This is a genomic window from Ligilactobacillus salivarius DSM 20555 = ATCC 11741 (assembly GCF_001435955.1).
GTDB classification, from domain to species: Bacteria; Bacillota; Bacilli; order Lactobacillales; family Lactobacillaceae; genus Ligilactobacillus; species Ligilactobacillus salivarius.
This window is the reverse complement of sequence record NZ_AYYT01000012.1, coordinates 11466-35058: the sequence shown is the minus strand read 5'-3', so window position 1 is coordinate 35058 and position 23593 is coordinate 11466. Positions and strand designations below refer to the sequence as shown.

Sequence of the window (23593 nt, the reverse complement as noted above, 5' to 3'; positions counted from 1 at the left end):
TTCCCTGTATTACATCTTCAATATAAACAAAATCAGTTAAGGTTAGTAGAATTGAAAGTCATTACTCTTCATGACAATTGTCATAAGAACTATTAAGATGCATGGGATTAATACTATTAAGTAAATAATTAGAATAATTTTGAAAATACTTACTATTCATGGTGCCGGAACTATACTAATTGTTGTATAATTTAGGTATGCGATGTTTGAAAGGGGTATAATTAATGAACCAAGATGAATTAAAGCAATTAGTAGGTACAAAGGCAGTTGAATGGATTAAAGATGGCATGATTGTCGGTCTAGGAACAGGTTCAACTGTTAAATACATGGTTGATGCACTTGGAAAACGTGTAAACGAAGAAGGTCTAGACATTGTTGGTGTTACAACTTCTATTAGAACAGCTGAACAAGCTAAGTCTTTGGGTATTGTTATCAAAGATATTGATGAAGTTGATCATATTGATTTAACAATCGATGGTGCTGACGAAATTTCTTCTGATTTCCAAGGAATTAAAGGTGGCGGCGCAGCTTTACTATATGAAAAGATTGTTGCAACTAAATCTAATAAGAATATGTGGATTGTCGATGAAAGTAAAATGGTCGATGATCTAGGTCAATTCCCATTACCAGTTGAAGTTATCCCTTATGGTAGTGGTACTGTCTTTAAACGTTTTGAAGAAAAAGGATTAAATCCAAAATTTAGAAAAAATGAAGATGGCAGCTTACTTCATACAGACTCTGATAACTATATTATCGATCTTCACTTAGGTAAAATTGAAAATCCTAAAGAACTTGGAGATTACCTAATTAATCAAGTAGGAGTTGTCGAACACGGATTATTCTTAGACATCGTAAATACTGTTATTGTTGGGCGTCAAGATGGCCCTGAGGTTCTTGAAGCCAGATAATTCGAGGTGAATTTATATGAAAATAGCTCCTTCTATTCTTAGCGCTGATATGTTAAATCTAGGTGCTGATGTACAAAAGGTAGAAGATGCCGGTGCTGAATATCTCCATATTGATATTATGGATGGAAATTTTGTTCCTAATCTATCTTTTGGTGCTAATGTAGTTAAAGCATTAAGACCACAAAGCAAAATGGTTTTTGACGTTCATTTGATGGTGAATAACCCTGAAAATTGGGTAGAAGACTTCATAAAAGCCGGTGCAGACATTGTAGGTGTTCATTATGAAGCTACACCACACCTTCATCGTGCATTAGATTTAATCAAGAAAAACAATGCTAAAGCTGAAGTAGTAATTAATCCAGGAACACCAGTTAGTGCGATTGAAAGTGTTCTATCAATTGTTGATCAAGTACTTGTTATGACAGTTGATCCTGGATTTGGTGGACAAAAATTCATACCAGAAACATTAGAAAAGATTCGCCAACTACATCAAATAAAAGAAGAACGAAATCTTAATTTTGATATAGAAGTTGATGGTGGAATTAACGAAGAAACTGTTAAGTTATGTCGAGAAACTGGCGCAACAGTTGCAGTTGCCGGGTCATATGTTTTTAATTCTGGTAATGAAACTCATGCTGAAAGAATAAATAAATTACGTAATTAATATATAGAAGATACTACTGTGGTTAGTGGTATCTTCTATTTTTATATATTGATGAAAGCGTGGGGAAAAATGACTATACATGATTCGAATGTTCGGGAAAAATTACTTCAATTAGGAAGTCAAAAACGGTACAATTTTACAGCTGAATATGCAAGGTGTGGATACAAAGTTACATATAGACGTGGATTAGATAGAGATAAATTAGCTCCAACAATTATGTTCAAAAATGTTAAGATAAATAACAATCTAGTTACAGACCATCTGTGGTTCAACTACACAAAAGGCTTTGCTGAGTTGGGAAAACTAATTGTTGGGGATGTTATTAGTTTTAATGCAAGAGTTGCTAGCTATGAGAAATTAGGACATAAAATAGATTATAAATTAGAACGTCCAACAAAAGTTAAATTAGTTCCCCATAAAAATGGTAAAGATACTTTGCCTATACCTAACACTACAAAAGGTAAAAATGAGTTGTTGGGATACATTATGCTAGAGAATAAAAAATTTTATCAAGAAAATAATCGTCCATATTACCCATGGTATGTTGAAAAGTATAAAAAATTCTTAGATCAAAGATCTTCTAACACTGTTTAATAATAGATACACTTTAAAGTCTCCAATTTACTATAAAGATTAGGGGGCTTTTTGTCATGATTAATTTTTAATTCATCTTTCTAAAAAATGTACGTTTTTCATAAAGATGGATAGAGAGAAAACCAAACAGTGTAATATAATCTCATTATAGCTTTATTGATTAATTTTGATGTTTATCAAAAATCATATTTTTTCAGAAAGTTAAAATAACTTTTTCATTTTAACTGTTTATATATGCAAAATAATAAGTTTCATGGGGATTTAGAATATTTTAGATCCTTATATTTTTTTCAAGTTCTTATAAAAGTTCTGAGTCACAATATTATAATATTATTTTTATTTTAATTATTGAGATAATTATCGAATTTAGATCCAATATCATTATTATTTCTACTCAGATGTGTATAAACATTTAAGGTCATCTCAACTTTAGAATGCCCTAGTTGTTTTTGAATTTTCTTGATGTTTACACCAGATTCAAATAATAAACTCGTATAAGTATGTCTAAACCCATGCAATGATATTTTTCTAAGGTTAGCTTTTTTTATAATTTTATTTTTCCATAATGCAACTGTTCTAGGAGAATAAGGCTTGGAGCAACCATAGAACCTAAAAATAAAATCATCCTTTTTTTTATCTTTAATTAAAGTTGATACCAAATTGATTGTATCAGGATCTACACTTATGATTCTATTTCCTGTGGTAGTTTTAGGTTTGTGTAGTTCAAATCTACTATCAGCATCACTAGATATAGTTTTAGTTATAGATATTTGTGAAGTATTAAAATCTATGTCAGCTACCTTCAATGCTAATAATTCACCAATTCTCATACCTGAATAGGCTAGTAATCTGAAAAGAACATATACATGAAACTTTTCTTTTTTACTGTAAGCTAGAAAAGTTTTTAACTCTTCTTTGCTATAATAATTGTTACTACCATATGTCTTTTTTTCACGAGGCTTAATAACGTTATTCATTGGATTCTCAGGTATCAATTTTAAAGTAACAGCATACTGTAGAATTTTTTTCGTATATATTGATAATATGACATAATTTCCAGGATTAGTTTTCAATAATTTATTAAACAAATTTTGACAATCTATTAAAGTAATATTTTTTAGTTGTTTATTTTTTAAATATGGATAAACATTCTTGTCTAATCCTTTCTTAATAACATAATAACTTGATCCTCGAACAGTATTTTTATACTGTTCAAACCAAAAATCATATAAATCTCCAAATGTTCTTAGACTTACATCTAGATTACTTTCTTGTCTATACTCACCTTGATATGCAGCAAATTTCACTTCTTGGTAAGCTTTTTTAACTTCAGTTTTGGTTTTAAATCCTGCTCGATTAACATATTTACTTTTACCATCGACAAATCCTACATAAATTCTGAATTTATATAATTTATCGCCTTTTTTATTTGTGTATGCTTTAATATCACTCATGTAATCCCTCCTACTAGAAGGAACCTTTCCTTCTTATAATAATAAAAATTTTCAATTCTATAAAGCCTAAAGCATATAAGTTTCGTGATCTTTTAGAAACTCTAAAGCGGTCTGTTTTCCTATTAGTTGGGAACCATTTATGTCTGATACCTTTAACCCAGCTTTGATAAATTTGTCTAAGGTGTTTTTAGAGACACCTAACCAGGCAGCCATATCTTTCTTATTCAAATAAGGACGACTTTTAATTTCATCTTGTCGTATTTCGTTAACTTGTTCTAATAACAACTCTCGAAAGTATTTTTTAAACGCTTCTTCAGTCACTGGTGAAAGCTCCATCTCTAATGCCATAATCTCACCTCCAATTTTCTTAAGAATAAAAGAATTTGATTTAAAGTAGAACTTTCGCCAAAATAAACACCCCAAAGTCTAGAATTTAGATTTTGAGGTGCTTGCTAATTATTTTTGATATGAAATATCGGCTTCTTGATTTTCCATACCTAAATCTTGTATATCTGTAAATTTATGTTCTAATAAAGAATATTTAACTTGGTAAACTTCAGTACGTATACCTGAAGTATGGTTATCCTGCCATGCTTCATAAACAACATGAACAATTCCTTCTATTTGATTATCCTTAACCATTGCGGACTGTGTAGTTACTGTTTTAAAACTAGCATGACTCTTAGTAGTTTCAATAATACTTCTTCCAGTATTATCTAATCCATTGTTAAAGATAGATTTGTTTAACAATACATTAGGTGTGACAAGGCTTTGTACTTTCTTCTCTCGATTCAACCAATCTTTTTGTGAATCAAACGTAGTTACAATTTCAAAAAATTTATTTGCTTGAGTAGATAATTCTTGACTGGCTAAAATTTGCTCAGCACTAGTTCTTTCATTAACATTATTGCTTTTTCTAGCTTGTTTTAAAAACTTTCTTTGCTGAGTCTCTTTTACTTGTTGGAGTTCTTTTTTCTTTTTATTTAATTCTAAAGTTAGCTCATTTGCCTGCCTATTAATCTTAGATTGATCGACCTTGAAGATTACTAACAAGCACGATAATATGATAATACAAATAAGTGAACTAATGATACTTAATCGACTATTCATGCTAAAACCTCCTAATTAAGACTAAGTTCTTTGTATGATAAAACTTTATAGTTTTCCAAGTCATAATGTATTTTATACATGTATTTTATCTTTTGATTTGTAGTACCTTGTTCATAGGTGGTCGTTACATATAGAACACTATCAGACTTGTTAGTAATATCATCAAATCCTACAATTGTACTATCATTCTTATTAACTACCCATTTTTTAGATTCAGTGTTGTATCCGTGCATATATACTACGTTTTCTAAATCTGTACCTAAAATATTTTGTAATTCTTTCTTTTGTTTCTCATAACTTGAATTATCATGAATTCCACCTAATAGCTGAGTAAAAGCATAGGTTAATTTATTAGTTGTTTCTTGCTTAGATTTCTCTAGGTTAAAGTTATTCTTTAATGGTGATTCTAACTCGGTTTGATCTTTCTTATATTCAATCTCACTATTTAATTTTACAATTTGATTTTTTAAATCCATTACTTCTGAATTATCTGGTTTAAATGCAATTACGATTAGTGCTAATACTGCAACTAGACTCCATAGAAATAAACCTGCATACTTATTCATAGCATAACCTCCTATTTCTTCATACCGTGTGCTGGTTTGGCAAATACTGGGTGATTTAAGGTTGCTCCATAATTTGGTAAGTTAGCCCAAGCACCATCTTTATAAGGTGGTAATACAGCTACATCCCAAGTTAGAGGCGCTCCCATATCATCTCCTGATTTTCCAGGATAATTTTGTTCTTGAAGTAAAACCGAACCGTCTGCAAATACATGACCCACCATCCAGGTATGACCAATACTTGGATCTGTACCGTCGCATGAAACTAAATCTCCTTTATGTGGCTTATCATCTTTGACTGCATAGCCAAATTTTATTGCAGAATTAACTTGATCAACCCCATTACCTAAAGACCAGGATTGCGTATTGTTCCATAATACTGTTGCTTCTGATACAACATAGTCAACACATTGACCTCCAGGATGTGACCATCCTTTTCCTGAAACACCACGTGCATCTGATACATTAATTGGTAAAAGATATGGTTTTAAACTATCAGGAATCTCATTGGCAGCATATATTTTATCCCTAACACCTTTAGGAACCTCACCAGTTCCATCACTAGCGGAATCAGAAGAGACAGAACAAGTTTTAGAATCATTTTGCAAATCTGAAGTAACACCTACATCTGAAGTTTCTGTAACGTCACCAAGTAAGGAATCCTTAGCGGAGATATTAGCTCCACCAAAAAGTTCATATGCTTTTTCTGCAGCAGATCGTCTCATACTATTAGTTGTCGCCTTTGCTCTTTCTGAAGGTCTTTCATACATATTCATCCAATCAGTTGCTGCGTCACCAGGGGAACTATTTTTAGTTTTTGAAAAGAAACTACTTACAGTTTGTGGCTCTAGAGACATAACTACTTCACCTTGGTTAACTACAGACCAAGATTTATCAGACTTAGGATCATTTAAGTATTTTGTGTATGGTGTGAATTGATACAATCCACCACCAGAACCGCCTCCAATTTCTTTTTGATTTAGAACAAATCCTGTATCCTCTGCACCACCAATATTACCAACAATACCAGCAGCTTGCGCACCGGACATGCCCTTGCTTACCCAGAAATCAAAAGTTGCTTTAGCATTTTTATACGCTTCAGTCCCTTGTGTTGTCCAAGATCCTGTAAAACCTGATGAAATGTCTGTATCTGATGTACCAGCATTATCGCTACAACGATTATTACTAAAGAATAATACCGTGAAGATAGCAACTAAGATTATTAAGAAACCACCTAGGCCACCTATGCTACATAATACAAGTAACTTACTGTGAGTTTTGATCCAATTTTTCATCTAATTCACCTCACAATATTTTTAGAATAATCAGCAGTATACCCATGATGACTAGAGAAACTAACATGAACTTTAATTTAGCTATATCATAATTAGGTATATCTCTACCTTTAATTAGATCTTTTTTTCTCTGATTAACTTGATTACGTACGTTTTTAATGCCTCTGTAGTTGTATATTCTTTTACTAACTTTCTTTTTTAAGGCCATTCTACATACCTCCACCATAACGACGTTCTTCATCAGCAGTTAAGTCCACTTTAAATTGAATATTCCTGTCACCGTTAATATTCATCAAGCAGTGACCTCTTTGTAGTTTGGTTAGAGACTGTAACTCATCAGCCGTTGTAGATCCACCTAAGGCTGTAGCCAATCTAGGAATATCGTCATCTGAGATTTGAAAAAAGAAACGTATTTGGAAGAGCGAGAATATCTTTTGAACGGCTAGAATATATGGATCATGTGTAGATCCAGCCATGATTAAATCCTTAATTGTTGGAGCTGCCATAGTAATTGCACAAAAGTTCTTACGCATCTGTTCCATCATTGATGCTAGGAACTCAACGCCAAAGGAGAACTTAGGATTAATAATATTCTCAACTTCATCAATGTTTAGATAATACCAACTGATTAAGTTTTCATCTAAAATACCATTAGCTAGTTGTTTTCTTAATTTTTGTCCATTCTTGATGATGTCGGCAGATAACAGAGTTAGTACAGAATATAACTGTGCATTAAATATTGCTTCACCTTGAGCGTGTAAACCTTGAATATCAAATGTTACTACTTGTTCGCCTGAAAGGTCAGGAAAACGAGTAATCCCATCAAGCATATCCCCTTGTGCAGCTTCTGCATTCATAAACGTTGAAGTTATACGATTCATGGAAGTAGTATCTACGTCTGTTAGCTTAATTCTAGGATCTCTTTCGGCTTGACGTTTTCGTTCATTTGCGTAGACTACAAACTCACGTAAAGTTGGATACATATCATGTGGTAATCCTGTAATCTTAAGTGGTTCAGAATATGATTGTGGGTTTTTAATCCATAAATTCTGAGTAATATAAAAGTCAGTTAGCCAAGTATCAAACATGGTTAAATCATCAGAATTTACATCTGGATTCAAAAATTTAAAGAAGTTCTTGAGTTTCTCTTTATGTTGGCCAAAGCTTGATATCTCATCAACTTGACCTTGATCATCAATAACTGTTGCAAAAACTTCAAAAGGGTTTATTAGATAGTCAGGTTTATCAAGTCTAATAACGACTCCACCTTGAGATCTAGTTTGTTCTTTGTATTCATTGGAGATGTCAAAATTACGTATAATTGCGCCTCTAGCAAAAACATCGTCATTAATCTTTTTAAGTAAAGTAGATTTACCCATACCAGCATTTCCAGTAACAAAAAAGAACGATCTCGTTCGTTTTTCATCACGATGAAACGGATCCCAGATCATTTCTCCTTGTGTAGAGGTATAACCATAATACGAACCACGAGGATCCTCTAGTTTGACGTGATTAAAAGGATACGATCCACTCAAAGAGTAAGCAGACATAGGTGTTGAACTTGGTCTATTAATCATGTTTTCTTGATTGCTTGTTGGCACAAGATTTGTTTCAAAATCCAACAATTGCTCATCAGCATATCTAGCCATACGAAATTGGCCATTTTTTCTCACAAAAAGCTTAATCTTTTTTTCCAATTCTTCCTTTGTTTGAGCATAAATGAAAATTCTAAAATAAACTTTCTTAATAATCTCATTACGTTGAATAATATCTTTAAGTAAATTCATTTGATCGTTATACGTGTTAGCCGACTCAACATTATCAGCAGCTTTAGCTTTACCAGAAATTTGAGAGTGTTTTTCACCTGCTGATCGTGATAATTGGTCTTTAATTTTATCCTTATCTTCAGTACCAATTGACAGCATAGTCATAGTTGAATCCGTATTTGTTAATGTGATTCCCCAAAACATCGGTAGTCCATGTGGTGGATAATGATATACACGTAAACAAGCAACATAGCCATCTCCAAATTGCAAATACTGGCTATGCTGTTTAACATTACCTTGTGGTTGCGTTTTAGATATCATTTCAAGTTGATAACCAGCAGATTCAAACTCTAATAACTCTTTTTTCTTCATGTAACGGCCTCCTAATCTTTAAATTCTAGTGTTTAGATTATTCATTCTGTATAGAACTAATTTTTTCTTTTCTAAATCCATTTTTTCTAAAATTACAGAATTTCCCCCCCAATTAATCGCATTATCTCGATTGATTCTTAATTCTCTTTGATTTTTAGCAAATAAAATTAAAATGAAATCTTGATTGAATAATTCTTTCTCCACTCTTTTTAAGGTAGATAATTGATCCTTGATATAACGTTGTTGCATTAAAAGTTGGTGTTTTCTTCGTGGCTTGGATTCATTTGCAATCAGTGAAGTGACCTTGTTATATCTGTGCAAAACATTTACACGCTGTACAGAGGTATTTGTTGGAAATGGACTAATCATGATTTGAAAATCCTCTAAATACATTGATAGAAATTGATGGTATCCTTCTATTACTGCTTTCTGTTGATTAAAAGACAAGGTTCCCAGTCCTTGTCCACGAATTGTTAGAAATTCTGCATATCCGTCGTCACTATCTTTTAGTATTAAAAAATGATCACTATTTTGAGTAAAACCTTTATACCCAATCAGATCTATAATGGGTGCAGAAGTAAATACTTGCTCCCTTTTTGATAAATCTTTTTCTTTTTTCCTAAAAAACAACCTTCTTTTAGGTTGAGGTGAGCTTGATATATCTTTCTTTACCTTAATTGCCACAATAATCACTTCCTATCAAATTCATAGTATCCATATGATTTAAATAATTTTGGTTGTCGATTAAGTAATAGCATCCAAATGACTTCGTAATTTCGTTTTCCAGGATTAGTTCTAGGACGTAAGTCTAGATAGATTGCTAAAACAAAACCTAATGCCATAAAAATATATTGTTGCTTACTTTGCTCTTCTGGAAAGAGTTGTGACAGAAGCATCGTCGCAAAAATTACTAATCCTAAAACTGCTACATCTTTTAGAAATATGTTCCAAAAGAACTTAATTTCAGCTTTAATGTCTGGAACGATTACAAATTCTTTCAAGTTTATCAATCCCTTCTAGCTATTTGTATGTAAGAATTATGCTAGATTTGTAATAAAAAACAATTTTCGCCAATAAAAAAAGTCCAAGTTACATGAACTTGAACTTTTATTAACTTATTCATCTTCAAATTTCTCGGAATCTACACCATGAACATTACCTTTAGGACTTAGATTGAAATTGCGATTTCTTAGATAATTCTTACTGATATCCCCCATCTTATCTGTAAAGCTTTGATTAGTTTTATCAACTGAATTATTAACAATATTACTTGTATTACTACTTGGATCAACTGGATTCTTAACATCTTTACTGAAATCAAAATTAGGTTGAGGACTATCTGGAATTGCAGGTGGATAATTATCAGCACCTGAATTAGCATTATCTACTTGTGTTCCATCTATTTGATTTGAGCTACTTTCTACTTGATTATCAGGAAAATCTGTATGACCATTACTTAAATCTTGATTCATTGGATTTTCATAACTATCAACTGTATCACTAATCTGGTTTGGATCATATCCTCCTTGATTATCATAAGGATAGTCAGTGTATCCATTATAGATATCAGTATAACCATCATCAGGATTTTGTATTATTGGATCATTATATCCATTAGCAATATCTTGATCTTCATCATTAGTAGCATCTGTATTTTCATCTCCTAAATGAGTAGAACTATCTTGTTCAGACGTTGCAGCATTATTTTCATCAAGATTAGAATTGCCACTATTTTCCTCTACGTTTTGACTATCAGAATTATTATGATTATCACTGTTATTTTCAGAATTTTGAGTGGTATCTTTAGAGCCATCTTGATGATTTAAATCATTTTTATTGTCAGAATTGTTGTGATGATCACTGTTTAAATCAACGTCTGAACTATTTACTGGATTACTCTCATTCTTATTATCATTACTTAAATTGCTACTACTTGGTGCATGTGCCTTAGAATCTTTGTTACTATTACTAATTCCAGAAAAAACGCTAGAATTTCCTAATCTAGTAACCCCATTATTTAACATTGATCCTGCTGCTTTAGCTAATTTAACACCAGCAGTACCTGCTGCAACACCTGCTGCTCCAGCAGCCATGATTTGTCCTGTAGAGGCAGAGAATCCTTGTGAAACACCAGTAACTCTCTCAAAATAAGAAACACCAGCAAACATAGCGTAACCTGCAGCTGCATAGATGATAGCTATAACCATGCCTTTTTGGAAGAAGTTAAGACCAAGACTACTTAACTTATCAGGAAAACTACCTAAAAAGATCATGAAGACTTTAATTACTAGAAACATTATGTCTATAGATAAATATAGTCCAATAATGCTGCTAATTAAGTCTCTTAGTGTTTTTGTCGACCGAGTCGATTTATATGCTAACAGTGGTGCTATTAAATTCATCAATGTTAACTCAAAGATATCTTTAACAACTCTAAAAGCTGCTACGACATAAATGATACCTAAAATTATAGACTGTGCAGTTAAAGGTAACCATTCAACATCATATCGTGTATATGAATAGTCATTCAGATTTCCCATACCTGTCCCATTTTCATTTTTTACAAGAGAATAAGATGTTTCTTGACTGGCATCTGCACCTTTGTTAGTAATTAAATGATATTTAAATGGTTCAGATACCTTATTATCGCCTTTGCCAGCAATCTTCTTATCAAAACCTTTGAATTGTTTCAAAGATTTAGGATCCATACTAGCACCTAGATCTAAATTATTTACATCTGTCTTCGTTCTAATCGAATTTGTAGAAGATGGATTAATATTGTTAGGATCGTACTTCCAACCTTTATTCGCAATTCTGGCCATATCAATCACATTATTTTTAATTGGTTGAATTGCTAAATCTGCAGCACTTGCTCCATTATCGTTACCAGCTGCTTTATTAATATCATTTTTAGCTGTCACAACAATATTACCAACTGTTCTAGATTGACCATTAACTGTTCTCATAAGTAACGGCAATACAGTTAGAGTTAGAGAAACCATAAAGATATTAGGTAGAACCTTCCCCCATCTCACCGTATGAGTTAACGATTGTAAGGCTAGAATAATAATTGAAGCACCTAACAATGCCCATCCAATTGTTGAAATAACCATATATAATGCGTGTAAAGGAGAACCTTTAGCACTCAAAGTTCCATCCCATCCTAGGATAGAAAAAACTGAATTAAAGACTTTATCCAAGCCAGAAACTATTGCATAGAATAGCTTAATCATAGGGTTAGCAAAAGTCCCATAAACTGAATGCCATATGCCTAAGTTGCCGTGTAAATGAGTAGCCCACTGATGATAAAAATGGACGACATCTGTATAATCTCCAGGGGCAAAATTATCTTTCCCAGCAACATCTGATAAAGAATGATCTAGGGTTGGTACATCAACTGCTAGAAGAAACAAATTTGATAACAACATTTTATCTAACCTCCTTTTTAGTATTAATTACAAAATTTTTAAAGTTTTCAAAAGCAATAGTATCTTTTAAAATACCCTGAATAGCATTCCAGTTATTATTTTTTCTCCAAAAATCAGCATCTTTAAAAGATTCTATTTTTTGAGGTGCGATTCTACTAGCTAATGAATACAGATAGTTTGTGATTTTTGATATTAGAACTCGATTTTCTAATTCAGTATCACTAAATATCTGATTATTTAAAATTTCTTGAATAGCTGTCTGACCAGTTGCTGATTTAGATCTTAGATTTTTACCTATCATTTTGATAATTTCTGTATAAGCAGTATCATAGTTTATCCTTTGTGCTTTTAAATCTAGACTCCTATGTCTTGATTTGATAGCTACATCAGAGAGCTTAGTTGAACTATTGAATTCTTGATTCAAGAATGTATAACGATAAGGCATCTTAGTTGCAGCGTGATCAAAAATAGGATATGCAGATACTGATCTACCTTTGGTGTCTTGTCTGTAAACAGATCTCAATACAACCATCTCACCACCCATGAGACGTGTTAGTTCAGTAGGAGATAACAAATCTTGACCAACTAAACTACCAGAATAATTAACCGCATGTGGATTCAAGGCTTTGCCATTTTTAGTGTTGACCTCAACAGTTCTTTTACCAATTTGACCTGAAATGAATTTAGCTGTTGTTTCCGAATTAGTTAAGATATAAAGTAGATTAGCACAGTTACTTTGAATAGTAGCCGCTTGTTGTTTGCTATAATGAAGTTCTAACTGCTCTAGGTTCTGAACAACAAAATGGAAATGAATCCTGGAGCCTAAACCCATTGTTACTTTTGTATCTAAATTAGGAATAGTATTTAAATTACCAAATTCATCTAGAATATAGTGAATAGGAATAACTGTTTCCCCTTCATTAGCTGAAGCTAGTTCGTAATTTACGTTGAAGACTTGATCAATTGCAAATGTGGCTAATTGATTATACGCAGGATTATTTGGAGGTGTGACAAAAAACAATGCTACAGGTTTCTCTGAATACGCTAGGCTGCTTCCTAATACTTTAGACTTTTCCTTGCCTTCTTTACCCAAGGCTAGTTTAGTGACTTTTAATCTTACAGTTTTTAAGATAGGTTTCTTAGTATAAGGATCTAAGACATATGATCCTTTACCAATTGCTTTCTTCCTATAGATTTTCTTGGCCTTCATCACTACATATTTATCTTTTAGTTCTTCTTTATTTTTACGAAAAGCAAAACTTATTTTAATCTCAAAACTATCAGGTAATTTGCTTTTTATCGGACAACTAATATTGCCTAATTCGTCAACGATAACGGTCTTCTCTTCTATAACGGATTTATCATTACTAAAACTGATAATCGCTGTTGAAAATTTAAATTTATCAGAGAATTTGGCTTTAAAAACTCTAGGAAAGCCTATGCTCTCTAAATTTAATGAATTTAACGATGTCATTTTTGCAATATCTGATTGCTGATACAATTTGATTCCTTCCATAGCAGAGGAGTAAATGTTACCAGAGGTTTCTTCACCAGCAAATTTAGATTGAGCAAAGGAATCCAGTGCCATTTGCCTAAACTCACTATACTCAACGTCATTTAAATCTCGTAATTTTGAGAAATAAACTGTCAATTTACTTTTCATGGATACTTGCTGCCCACGCTGAGGATTAGAAACGATATTATTATCTTGATCAACCATAACTTCCTTTCCACCTAAATCGGTCATCATATGCAGCACATTATCCATTGTTACTTGATCCCATCTATTATTTCTATCGGCGTAATCTAAGACCGCTAAAATCAAAGCATTTAAAAGGTTAATCGAACTATTTTGCCAAAATTTGTCCTTGGCATTAGGATCTGTATAAATCGAACTTGAAAACACATTAGCAGCCTTTTGTGCCTTGTCGTAGTACCCCTCTTTAGCGTATTTAATAATTATCTCTAATGGATTATACGAATCAGAGAAGTTTAACTCATCAAGATTTATAACCTTTACATCATATCCCCGTTCTTTTAACGTGTAGTAAGACATACGGTTAAGTTCACCCTTTAAATCATTAACTACCATTGAAACTTTATTCTTAGCACGACTTAAGATGTCTATTAGTGGCATAACTAATGTTTCACCTTTACCAGAACGAGAAATACCAACAATCATAGATGAAGTTTTAGTCGAATCAATACTGTAAAATCCCTTCGCTGGTTCAAATGTTTGTAGCCAATCTTTTTGGTTGATTGAAAATAGAGGAATTTTAGCAATAGTCCATGGGATTATTGGTAGTAACCAATATTTGAGAAATAAAATTGGATGTATTCTGATAAAAGTAGGATTAGTTGGTTTTATGTGCATGACTGGAATTCCACCTGTTCCTGAGAATTCATAACCTTTATCAGGAATTTGAGGATATTGTCGTAAAACTTCAGCAACTGTGGCAAATCTATCATTACCATACTGATTAAAGTTGGTGCTACGATGTTTATAGTAAAGTTTTCCAAAAATAGGTATCATCACTAGTGAGAATATTATCGTTAGTCCAAAAAATAATAGTTTATTGGTAGTTATAGCTAGTTGATAGTTTCCAAAGTTAGTCGTATTTTTCCAAACTCCCATTACTGGATCAAAATTTATCAATTGTCCGTCATGTAGTGCTTGTTGACTATTTGGTGAATTCAGCCACGCTAATAATGTGGAGAAACCTATTGTGAAGTAGGCCGAAATCCAAGAGACAAAGTACGACCAGATTAACCAAAGTAAGAATAAAGTAACAGGATTACCAATGATATGAGTCCGATTATCTACTTTATTTGCTCGCTCTTTATCATAATTTTTTCCAAATCTCATCTAATCAACTCCTTCTAATTAATTATGTAAAAAGTTAAACGTAGTACAAATTTGTACTAGGTTTAACTTTTTAACTATCTATTCTGCTCTTGTACTTTATCTGCTAAGCTTGTTTGATCAGCTTGTCTTAGAAGACTCTCTGTTAAAGATGCACGATATCTATCCTGAAGGTTTAAATTATTTTCATCCATTGATTTAATAGCTTTTACAACTTCATCTTTCTTTCCTTCAATAATTGCTTTATCCAAGCTATAGAATGTTTCGGACGAATATTTATTTAATTCTGTTAAATTATTATCGTGCAAAGCTTGAATTGCCTTTTTATTAACCTGATCTTGAGTTAAAACATTACTCTTCTTATTAGATACTTTTTTTGCTGCACTTAATTGACTGTCAAGAGAGGCTAACTTAGCATTATTCGTTTGAACAGTATGGTAGGTAAAATAACCTGCACCACTTCCAAGTAAAATTAATAAAACAAAAGCACTTGCAGCTAATCTACGAGCCGATTTCACACTATTCTTTAAATTAATATTTTCGTCTTTATTTTCAACAACTTCTTTCTTTTCATCTTTTTTAGAAGATTGAGCTTGTACTTGTTGAGCCATCTGTATCTGCATCCATTGTTGGAAATAGTCAGGTTGTTTTGTATCCATGCTATCTACTTTTTTAGATACTAGATCTACTTGCTTGCTTTGGGCATCTGCGAGTTGATCATTTCTGCGTCTGAGAGTTTCATTATCAGTCTTTAAATCTTGATTGCTCTTTAACAAAGAATCTCTTTCGGCCAAAACAGCTTGATAATCAGCATTTAAAGTAGCTAGAGCTTTATTTTTTTGTTGAATTTCATCATAAGGAGCCGCAACTTTTTTACTCTCATTATCTGCTTGTTGTTCAGCAATCATGATTTTCTTTGCGTTCAGATTTTCTGTTAAAATTCGATTGTGATATTCCTCTAACTCATCTTGATAAGATTTAAAAAGTTTGCTTAGAGTATCTGCTGAATCCATCTTCAATTGAGCAATGTCTTCTCTTAATTTAATATCAAATTTTTTGGAATTTTCTTGCCAAATTTTTTGTGAAGCTCTATTTAATTCATTTTTCTTTTGCTTGTATTCTATATTGTATTTTTGATATGCCTTATCTTCATAGGTTGATCTTATCTCTGCACTTTGTGCTTTAATTTTGTCTTGATAATCTGCTTTAATTGCTGCAACTTTTTGATTATAATTTTGTTCAGCAATAGCTAAATCTGTCTCTTGTTTCTCAAGAAGTCTAGCTTTCATAGTTTCAATTTCAGAATTACTCTTGGCCAACATTTCTTCTCGAACTTTTTGTTCCAAAGTATCAAGAATTGATTTATGTTCCGATATATATTTATTAGCAGCTTTTTTTGTTAAATTTTGATAGGAATTTCTTCTCTCCAAAATAGTTTTAGCGTTCTCATTATTAATTCTGCTACCAATAGTTTTGAGTCTCTGATTCAAATTTTTCTTAAATTCATTCTCTTTGTACTCAACATAGCCTTTCTGACCAACTTCTACAGTATCAACATTTTGAATCTCAAATTGTGGGATAGCGATACTGCCTTGTTTCCTAGCATAAAGTTCTTCAGAATCTGCTCTTTGTTGAACCTGTTGATGCTGTGTTCTTTTTCCTAGTTTATTGTTACTTTTTCTAGTATTATTTATATTTCTAGGTGGAGTGATATTTTCCTTTTTGTTTACATTAGTAGTTTCTTTTTTCGTTACATTTTTGTCTAGTTGTTCTAAATTATCTTTTTTTGATACTGTTTCTACTGCCTTTTCAACTTGTGGAGTTTGAGTTTGCGAAAATGTATGTGTTAGTGGATCATATTGTGGAACTTGCTCTTTAACAGATTGTTGCATACTGAACATTGGAACATTTAAGATAACAGTTCCTTTCTCAGCCTCATCCATGCTAGGAAGCCTAGCAATCTCCCGCTCTGTTTTCTTGGTAGACAGCATATATGTCTCTTTAATTTCATTACAAATCTTAAGTTTTTCGTCATAATCAAAATCTTCATTTTCAGGATCGTTGAAGATTGATTCAAAAATAACTTTAGATAGATTTTGATATTCATAATCCAATTCAAAATCTGATAAAGTTAGGAATTCAAATGGATTACCATCATCACCTGATTTACCTAACTTATATTTCTTATTTTTGTCATATGCCCATATTGCAAAATCTTCAAATTGAATAGATGTTCCTGTTTCAGTAATATATGTACGAAGTTCACTGAAAAGTTCTTCAATCATAGCAAATGTTGCAAATGGAGCAGTATCCGCTAAAGTTAGCTCTCCTCTTTGATCTTGCGCATCTACTACTTTGCCATATAATTTTTCTATTTCCTTATTATTTTCTAAATCAAAATCAGATGAAAAAATATATCTAACTTGAAAATTATCTTCTAGTCTTTCTGTTTTATTCTTTTTGAAGCGATCAAAAATTTTCATATTACTGCACTCCTTTAATTAATTTCTACACCTAGAAGATTAAACTTAATCGTTTTTTACACAACTTTCGCCAATAATATTAAAAATAGAAAGACAAAAAAATATCCCACATTATAGTGAGATATTTTTGTATTTCTATTGATCAGGGAAGTTTGTTGTAGCATAACCTTTAAGCCATGATAATAAGAACCAAGCGGCTATACAGACAACAATACCAACGGCTGCACGTGTCCATCTTTTTTTAGCGGATCTAGCTCCTTCTTCACCACCGAGACCAAATAGACCTGCTCCCCACATAATTGAGGCACCGAAACCTACTAGTGCTGCAATTTGTAAGTTGTTAGCAACACTTTTGATTGTGTTTGCGGTATTTTGACCTACATTAGCATCTAGCATATACAAATTAGCACCTGCAATTCCCTTCAATGCTAGAAATTTTGCATTACTAGCAGCTGCACTTACCATACTTAGCATAGTAAAAAACCTCCTTAGAAAATTCAATTAGTGCTTTAACACTGTTTGAATTATCAAGGAGATTTCAAATAAAATTAACTTTCGCCATAATTTGCAGATTCTGCTTCGTTATCTTTATCAAAAGGTATGATAGTTTTTTCTACATTTAAAGATTGGGCAAGTTCAATGAACGTCTCTAGTTCCTCTTCATCAGTTATATTAAATTCATCAACTATCTTCTGACCTACTTTTTTGATAAAATTCTCTTTTTCTTGTCTCCGAATTTTTTGTAATTTCTTTTCTTCGACAGCCAATTTAGCTTTAAGTGCAGCAACTTTCTCTTCTGCTGTTAGAATTTTTTTAGTTTTTATACTATTAACCACTATTTTCACCTCTAATCATCAATAATTCCTGTAAATTTTACTTTTCTAGATCCTTTTAAGTGAGACTGTAACTGACCACCCAATTTCTCACCCACAACAGTAGCTTTTAAGGTATGGATATTATTGGCAGGGTCGTCAGACAATTTCATAATATACATAGCAACAGGTGCTGAAACTTCTTCTTCAATACATCGAGCTAAAGGTCTAGCACCATTTAGAACATCAGTACCTATATCCGCCAAGTAATCAATTAGGTCATCTTCATAAACCAACTTAAATCCATGTACTGCCATTCTTTGCGATAAAGTTGCTAAATTATTATATGCAATTTGCTTAATAATATCTCTAGTTAGCATATTGAAGATAACTTTATGTTCAATTCTGTTAACAAATTCTGGCCTAAAAATATTGGTTAGTTCCATATTAACTTCTTTTTTAAAAGCGTCTTGCTTTCTAGCAATTTCGTTAGGTGTTAAATTCAGAAATTTTTCGGCAGTGTTTGCTTCGTAAATTTGGTTATCTACTATTAGTTCTGCACCTAAGTTAGTAGTCATAATGATAATTGTATTCTTAAAACTAGTAGAACGACCTCTTTTATCACGTAAGATACCAGCATCTAATACTTGCAACAATCTGTCATGAACAGCTGTACAGGCTTTTTCAATTTCATCAAGCAAAATTATACAATATGGTTTTCGTTTAACCTGCATTGTTAATAGATCTTGAAATCTATCTAAAGACTCTCTCTCAGAGAATTCTGACATATCTATTCTTATCAAATTATCAGTAGAATCAAACATAACTTCTGTCATAACTAAGGTTAAGGCTGTTTTACCAACACCAGTTGTGCCTAAAAATAAAAATGAACTAATTGGTTTAGTGGGATCCTGTAACCCAGCTTTAGCAATCGTTACAGCATCAGTTACAGTTTTTATTGCTTCGGCTTGGCCTTTAACGACTTTCGCAAGTTTTTTATCCAAATTTTTAAGTCGACTATTATCATTCTTTAAAATATTAGTCACTGGGATACCTTTCATGTCCTGAAGAACTAAAGCTATATCTTTTATATCTATGATTTCTTGGCCTTTAGTAGCAGCTATAGATCCAGCTTGATCCAATAAATCAATTGCTTTATCTGGTAATTGCCTATCACCTATATATCTAAGTGATAGATCAACACAAGCTTCAACTGCTTCATCTGTATATACTAAACGATGAAACTTCTCATAATTGTCTCTTATTCCAAATAGAACTTTAACTGCATCGTCTCTAGAAGGTTCATTCACTACAATTTGTTGAAAGCGTCGCTCTAAGGCTGGATCTTTCTCAATAAATTTGTCATATTCATCAAAGGTAGTTGCACCAATTAATTGAATTTCACCTCTTGCCATTGCTGGTTTTAAAACATCACCTAAATCCATAGCACCATTACTAGTGTCTGCACCCATAATAGTATGAATTTCATCAATAAATAAAATGTTTCTACCCTTAGTTTGTTTACATTCTTTAATGATATTTAGCATTTTTCTAACAACATCTTGTTGACCCAATGCTGCAATTTGTAGAACTCTGATTTGTTTATTCTTTAGTTTTTCTCCGACTTGATTTAAGGCAATCAATCTAGCTAATCCATCAACGATAGCTGTTTTACCTACACCAGCTTCACCTAGCAAAATAGGGTTGTTTTTTGTTTTTCTAGATAAATTGAAAATAACTTGAGCGATCTCTTTATCACGACCAATCACTTTATAGTCATCAGGACTATTGCGAGCATTTGCAGTTAAATTTATTGTATATTTAGATAATGACGGAGTTTGTATTTTCCTTGCCAAATAACTCACCTCACCCTTGATCTAGTTTAATTGCTTCAAATAGACTTTCTGTTTTAATTTGTTTCCCTTCTAAACGGTAGCTAAAATTAGTTATTTTATTATTTTTAAAGTTCACTAAAAACGTCCTTGAAATAAAAGGATTTGATATTTCCCAAACATCAGAATAATTGATAGTTCTTTTCAATTCTTTTGATACAAACCAAAACTTGGTATCAAGTCCTTCATTCTCTAAAATTTTTTTCAATGAAAAAAGTCGAATTTTAATTAAATCAGAGTTTGGATCATACATAGAAAAGTTATCAATCTGAATCATTGATAATTTAGTTAAATTTAGTAATTCCTGTTTCCGCCATTTAGCAGCATTTTGTAAGGACAACTCTGATAACTTTATTCCATAATAGTAATTATCCCTCTTTAACACTTCTTCCATTCTAAACACCTCATCTTATTACCACCAATCAGCAGGAATTTCAGTTCCGTCATCGTCATCATCAAAATCGTCTTCATCAGCAGAATTAGTGGTATCTGTTTTTTCTTCTTTATCATTATCCTTGTTTTGATCTATTGGAACTTCTTTTTTATCAATTTCAGATAAATCTACTTCAGTATTTTTTTCTTCCTTATCGTCATCTTTATTTTGATGTGACTCGGAAAAACTAACATAGTTATCAGTTACCTCATCTAGATCATCATCTTCTTCAGTATCATCTATTGTTATATCTTTTAAATTATTCTTTTTATTCTGAAATTCAGTTAGTATCTCATCATCTGATATTTTCTTAGTTTCGGTAGGTTGAACTTTATCAACAACCAACGTTTTATCTATAATTTCATTGTCTTCAGCATCTACTTGGTCAACTTTTTTGATTTCGTCTTCTACCTTATGTTGTTCCACCTTTTTTACTTTGAAATTTTCTACAATTGTTACATTGTCTAGGTATTCTTTAACCTTAGTTTCTCCATTTTCTCTAATTACTACTTGTGAAACACTAAGTTCCCAAGATTTATCGGCATTATCCTCGTCTAGTAACTTATCAATGAACTTACGCTCATTAGTTACGGCTTTAAAAAGGCCGTATTCTCCTTGAACGACAAAAAGATAATGATTATCTGAATCTCTCAAATTTATTTTTTCAACTAATCTACCTCGAATTTTCATAAAAGTACTCTCCTTTACTATTTTGATTTGAAGCCCCAATATTCATGTCCTTGATAGTTTTGTTTCTCCAATTTACCACTTTTCTCAGTACCATTATAATCAAAGGTAATTGTTTCACCACGAATTAAGGCTTGAATTTCTGGTTCTGAGAAAATATGACTTCCCCATTTATTTTTAAACTTAATTTTTTCTCCATTAATTTCAGCAAATGTATAATTGTTCTCGTTAATAGATTTTCTCTCATCAGGTGAGAAACCCCAATACTCATGTCCTTCATATGTTTGCTTTTTTAACCTACCTGTTATAGTAGCTCCTTTGTAAGTAAAAGAAATTGGTTCACCCTTACTCAATAAATCTATCTCTTCTTTGGTAAAAATATATTTGCCCCAACTATTTTTAAACTTAATATCTTCATCATTAAATTTAGCTGTAACATAACTATTACTCTTTTTAGGTTTGCCTAATACATCTACTAACTTTGTAGCATTCTCTTTAAAGATTGGCTTATCGTGTATAATAACTTTGGTTACAGTATCAATAGTATCTTGTGGTTCTCGTTTAAAATTACCTACCTCATCCATCATCTCAAACAATCTAATTGTGATATTTGGTGAAGCAATGTATGTTTTTTCACACAAAACAGCTGCGATCATACCTTGATCAGTTAGATCTAATTTCCCCTGCTTATCAGTTAAAAGATAAGCATTAGCCTTAGAATTAGTAATCTCTGACATGGTATTTTGCTGTGTTGCACCTGTACCAACACCATATTTACCATAATTTCTTAATTTGGCATAAAGCCATTTCTTTGTAGGTGCTTTTGGCTTAGAATTAGCTCCCTCAAACACAAACGGAACAGCATTTGTACCAACATCTTTCTCTTTCTTAATCGCTGTAGGATTATATATTTTACGGTAATTCAATTTTTTAGGGATATTAAATTTAGTCTCAAATGCAGGATATTCTAATAAAGATGCTTTGACCTCTTCATAAACATAATCTTCTGCTAGTATAGCCAAAGTACATCTAGCCAGCACTGTATAGATATCTTTTGCGCATTCACGATCTCGCTTTTTATCAAAAATTTGGTTAAATTCATCTAAATTTTCAGGAATATTACTACCAGGACGATTAGCCCCATGTGTTGCACTAGATTTCACATGGCTAGAACGTGCTTCTCTATGTGTCAATAAGTTTGTATTCACACCTACTAATGCAGCGATTTTATCGGCATTTTCTGAAAATTCTCTAAACTGTTCTTGAGTTATAAATTTATCCTCAGTCCTAGGATATGAGACATAACCTTTCTCATATAGTTTTTGATAAACAGTTTTAACTTGATTAGACGGATAATTTCTTTTTGATAAAATTGCATCCAAACTTGCTAAATCTAATAATGCTGGTGGTGCTTGTGTAGTGGGCTTTCTAACTACATCACCAATTGGACTACTAGAGTACATAGACAATTCAGTTTGAGCATCTTCTTTTGACTTATGACGAACTAAATTTAACTGTTCTTCATCATCTTTTTTAATTTTTCTAGCATATATATGACCATTTTCGTCCTTAAACTTAGCTTCATAATATGGCTTTTTAATATAGTTTTTAATTTCGTCAAGTCGTTCTTTTACTAAAGAAATTATTACTGATTTTAATCTACCTTGATTTGCTACTTTAACATTAAAACCTGCTTCTCTAGCATAACTAGTCGCTAATCTAGTTAATTGCATTGAAGAAAAATCCCATTTATTTCTGACCAGTCCTTTTAGATATTCACCATCTTGATTTTTATCTGAAACATCTTTTAAATTTGACATAGCCTTACGTATAGATTTAGGAGTTTCATCATCATGGTATTCACGTAATACAATTCCGTTCCATCTTATGTACTCAATTATTTCCCATGCTAGTAGTTCACCTTCACCACTTGGATCGTTATCTGTAGCAATCACAATAGCTTTAGCATTTTGAGCTGCATCTTTAATTGAATTTAAAATACTTCCAGCATTCCGAATAGGACTTCTTCTCCATGAAAGGTTAGATAGATTCCAAGGAATAGTCTCTGGATCCCATGACTTGTACTTTTCTTTTAGAGAAGCATCTACTTGTTTTTCAGGTTCAGCTAAGGTCAATAAGTGACCTCTAGCATGAACAATTTTGTAAGTTTTACCATCGAAAGTACCATTTTTTCCTCCAAGTGCTGTACTGAAATTTTCAGCAGCACTAGGTTTTTCTGTTAAAATTAAATAATCAACCATATATATCA

General features: G+C 32.1%; 20 protein-coding genes. 3 read left to right on the top strand and 17 right to left on the bottom strand.

Going from position 1 to position 23593, the window contains the following annotated elements; genetic code table 11:
* Positions 1-224 precede the first annotated feature (224 nt).
* The 3 genes from rpiA to FC55_RS06330 all read left to right on the top strand — a co-directional run bounded on the left by rpiA (position 225) and on the right by FC55_RS06330 (position 2166).
* Positions 225-908: a ribose-5-phosphate isomerase RpiA gene (gene rpiA, locus FC55_RS06340; protein ID WP_003699098.1), complete on the top strand. Its 684-nt coding sequence runs from the start codon at positions 225-227 to the stop codon at positions 906-908.
* A gap of 16 nt (positions 909-924) precedes the next feature.
* The gene (gene rpe, locus FC55_RS06335; RefSeq protein WP_003699099.1) at positions 925-1572 is read left to right on the top strand and encodes a ribulose-phosphate 3-epimerase; all 648 of its coding nucleotides are present in this window, start codon (positions 925-927) and stop codon (positions 1570-1572) included.
* 69 nt (positions 1573-1641) lie between these two features.
* Positions 1642-2166 carry a hypothetical protein gene (locus FC55_RS06330; protein ID WP_034982250.1) on the top strand — a complete coding sequence of 175 codons (525 nt, stop codon included), beginning with the start codon at positions 1642-1644 and terminating at the stop codon, positions 2164-2166.
* A 341-nt stretch (positions 2167-2507) separates the two neighbouring features.
* Here the strand turns inward: FC55_RS06330 and FC55_RS06325 are convergent, their stop codons facing one another.
* The 17 genes from FC55_RS06325 to FC55_RS06240 form a co-directional block, all read right to left on the bottom strand.
* Complete coding sequence (locus FC55_RS06325) at positions 2508-3620, bottom strand: site-specific integrase (protein ID WP_003699101.1); 1113 nt, start codon at positions 3618-3620, stop codon at positions 2508-2510.
* 66 nt (positions 3621-3686) lie between these two features.
* Positions 3687-3968 carry a hypothetical protein gene (locus FC55_RS06320; protein WP_035149242.1) on the bottom strand — a complete coding sequence of 94 codons (282 nt, stop codon included), beginning with the start codon at positions 3966-3968 and terminating at the stop codon, positions 3687-3689.
* A gap of 108 nt (positions 3969-4076) precedes the next feature.
* A complete protein-coding gene (locus FC55_RS06315; RefSeq protein ID WP_003699104.1) occupies positions 4077-4730 on the bottom strand; it encodes a hypothetical protein in 654 nt (217 codons plus the stop codon).
* An 11-nt stretch (positions 4731-4741) separates the two neighbouring features.
* Entirely contained in the window at positions 4742-5296 is a 555-nt protein-coding gene (locus FC55_RS06310; RefSeq protein ID WP_003699105.1) for a hypothetical protein, read from the bottom strand.
* An 11-nt stretch (positions 5297-5307) separates the two neighbouring features.
* Entirely contained in the window at positions 5308-6588 is a 1281-nt protein-coding gene (locus FC55_RS06305; protein WP_003699107.1) for a phage tail tip lysozyme, read from the bottom strand.
* A gap of 209 nt (positions 6589-6797) precedes the next feature.
* Positions 6798-8726 carry a hypothetical protein gene (locus FC55_RS06295; RefSeq protein WP_003699109.1) on the bottom strand — a complete coding sequence of 643 codons (1929 nt, stop codon included), beginning with the start codon at positions 8724-8726 and terminating at the stop codon, positions 6798-6800.
* Between the two features lie 18 nt (positions 8727-8744).
* Positions 8745-9410 (bottom strand): hypothetical protein, encoded by a 666-nt coding sequence (locus tag FC55_RS06290; protein ID WP_034982213.1) that lies wholly within the window; start codon positions 9408-9410, stop codon positions 8745-8747.
* Positions 9411-9415: 5 nt separating this feature from the next.
* A complete protein-coding gene (locus FC55_RS06285; protein ID WP_003699111.1) occupies positions 9416-9727 on the bottom strand; it encodes a DUF5592 family protein in 312 nt (103 codons plus the stop codon).
* 114 nt (positions 9728-9841) lie between these two features.
* Positions 9842-12154, bottom strand: coding sequence for a pLS20_p028 family conjugation system transmembrane protein (locus tag FC55_RS06280; RefSeq protein WP_003699112.1), 2313 nt, complete (start codon positions 12152-12154; stop codon positions 9842-9844).
* Between the two features lies 1 nt (position 12155).
* Entirely contained in the window at positions 12156-15020 is a 2865-nt protein-coding gene (locus tag FC55_RS06275) for a VirD4-like conjugal transfer protein, CD1115 family (protein WP_003699113.1), read from the bottom strand.
* 74 nt (positions 15021-15094) lie between these two features.
* Positions 15095-17500 (bottom strand): hypothetical protein, encoded by a 2406-nt coding sequence (locus FC55_RS06270; protein WP_003699114.1) that lies wholly within the window; start codon positions 17498-17500, stop codon positions 15095-15097.
* 135 nt (positions 17501-17635) lie between these two features.
* Entirely contained in the window at positions 17636-17974 is a 339-nt protein-coding gene (locus FC55_RS06265; protein WP_003699116.1) for a hypothetical protein, read from the bottom strand.
* Between the two features lie 74 nt (positions 17975-18048).
* Positions 18049-18336, bottom strand: a complete 288-nt coding sequence (locus tag FC55_RS06260; protein ID WP_035149248.1) for a hypothetical protein — start codon at positions 18334-18336, stop codon at positions 18049-18051.
* An 11-nt stretch (positions 18337-18347) separates the two neighbouring features.
* A complete protein-coding gene (locus FC55_RS06255; protein WP_081036614.1) occupies positions 18348-20168 on the bottom strand; it encodes an AAA family ATPase in 1821 nt (606 codons plus the stop codon).
* Positions 20169-20178: 10 nt separating this feature from the next.
* Positions 20179-20598, bottom strand: coding sequence for a hypothetical protein (locus FC55_RS06250; RefSeq protein WP_003699121.1), 420 nt, complete (start codon positions 20596-20598; stop codon positions 20179-20181).
* Between the two features lie 18 nt (positions 20599-20616).
* Positions 20617-21327 (bottom strand): hypothetical protein, encoded by a 711-nt coding sequence (locus FC55_RS06245; RefSeq protein WP_034982207.1) that lies wholly within the window; start codon positions 21325-21327, stop codon positions 20617-20619.
* Between the two features lie 17 nt (positions 21328-21344).
* Entirely contained in the window at positions 21345-23585 is a 2241-nt protein-coding gene (locus tag FC55_RS06240) for a DNA topoisomerase (RefSeq protein WP_003699124.1), read from the bottom strand.
* Positions 23586-23593 lie beyond the last annotated feature (8 nt).

Bases quoted from the DNA above. Each gene is read 5' to 3' on its own strand.
- rpiA (WP_003699098.1), top strand. From the start codon at position 225: ATGAACCAAGATGAATTAAAGCAATTAGTAGGTACAAAGGCAGTTGAA.
- rpe (WP_003699099.1), top strand. From the start codon at position 925: ATGAAAATAGCTCCTTCTATTCTTAGCGCTGATATGTTAAATCTAGGT.
- FC55_RS06330 (WP_034982250.1), top strand. From the start codon at position 1,642: ATGACTATACATGATTCGAATGTTCGGGAAAAATTACTTCAATTAGGA.
- FC55_RS06325 (WP_003699101.1), bottom strand. From the start codon at position 3,620: ATGAGTGATATTAAAGCATACACAAATAAAAAAGGCGATAAATTATAT.
- FC55_RS06320 (WP_035149242.1), bottom strand. From the start codon at position 3,968: ATGGCATTAGAGATGGAGCTTTCACCAGTGACTGAAGAAGCGTTTAAA.
- FC55_RS06315 (WP_003699104.1), bottom strand. From the start codon at position 4,730: ATGAATAGTCGATTAAGTATCATTAGTTCACTTATTTGTATTATCATA.
- FC55_RS06310 (WP_003699105.1), bottom strand. From the start codon at position 5,296: ATGAATAAGTATGCAGGTTTATTTCTATGGAGTCTAGTTGCAGTATTA.
- FC55_RS06305 (WP_003699107.1), bottom strand. From the start codon at position 6,588: ATGAAAAATTGGATCAAAACTCACAGTAAGTTACTTGTATTATGTAGC.
- FC55_RS06295 (WP_003699109.1), bottom strand. From the start codon at position 8,726: ATGAAGAAAAAAGAGTTATTAGAGTTTGAATCTGCTGGTTATCAACTT.
- FC55_RS06280 (WP_003699112.1), bottom strand. From the start codon at position 12,154: ATGTTGTTATCAAATTTGTTTCTTCTAGCAGTTGATGTACCAACCCTA.
- FC55_RS06275 (WP_003699113.1), bottom strand. From the start codon at position 15,020: ATGAGATTTGGAAAAAATTATGATAAAGAGCGAGCAAATAAAGTAGAT.
- FC55_RS06270 (WP_003699114.1), bottom strand. From the start codon at position 17,500: ATGAAAATTTTTGATCGCTTCAAAAAGAATAAAACAGAAAGACTAGAA.
- FC55_RS06265 (WP_003699116.1), bottom strand. From the start codon at position 17,974: ATGCTAAGTATGGTAAGTGCAGCTGCTAGTAATGCAAAATTTCTAGCA.
- FC55_RS06250 (WP_003699121.1), bottom strand. From the start codon at position 20,598: ATGGAAGAAGTGTTAAAGAGGGATAATTACTATTATGGAATAAAGTTA.
- FC55_RS06245 (WP_034982207.1), bottom strand. From the start codon at position 21,327: ATGAAAATTCGAGGTAGATTAGTTGAAAAAATAAATTTGAGAGATTCA.
- FC55_RS06240 (WP_003699124.1), bottom strand. From the start codon at position 23,585: ATGGTTGATTATTTAATTTTAACAGAAAAACCTAGTGCTGCTGAAAAT.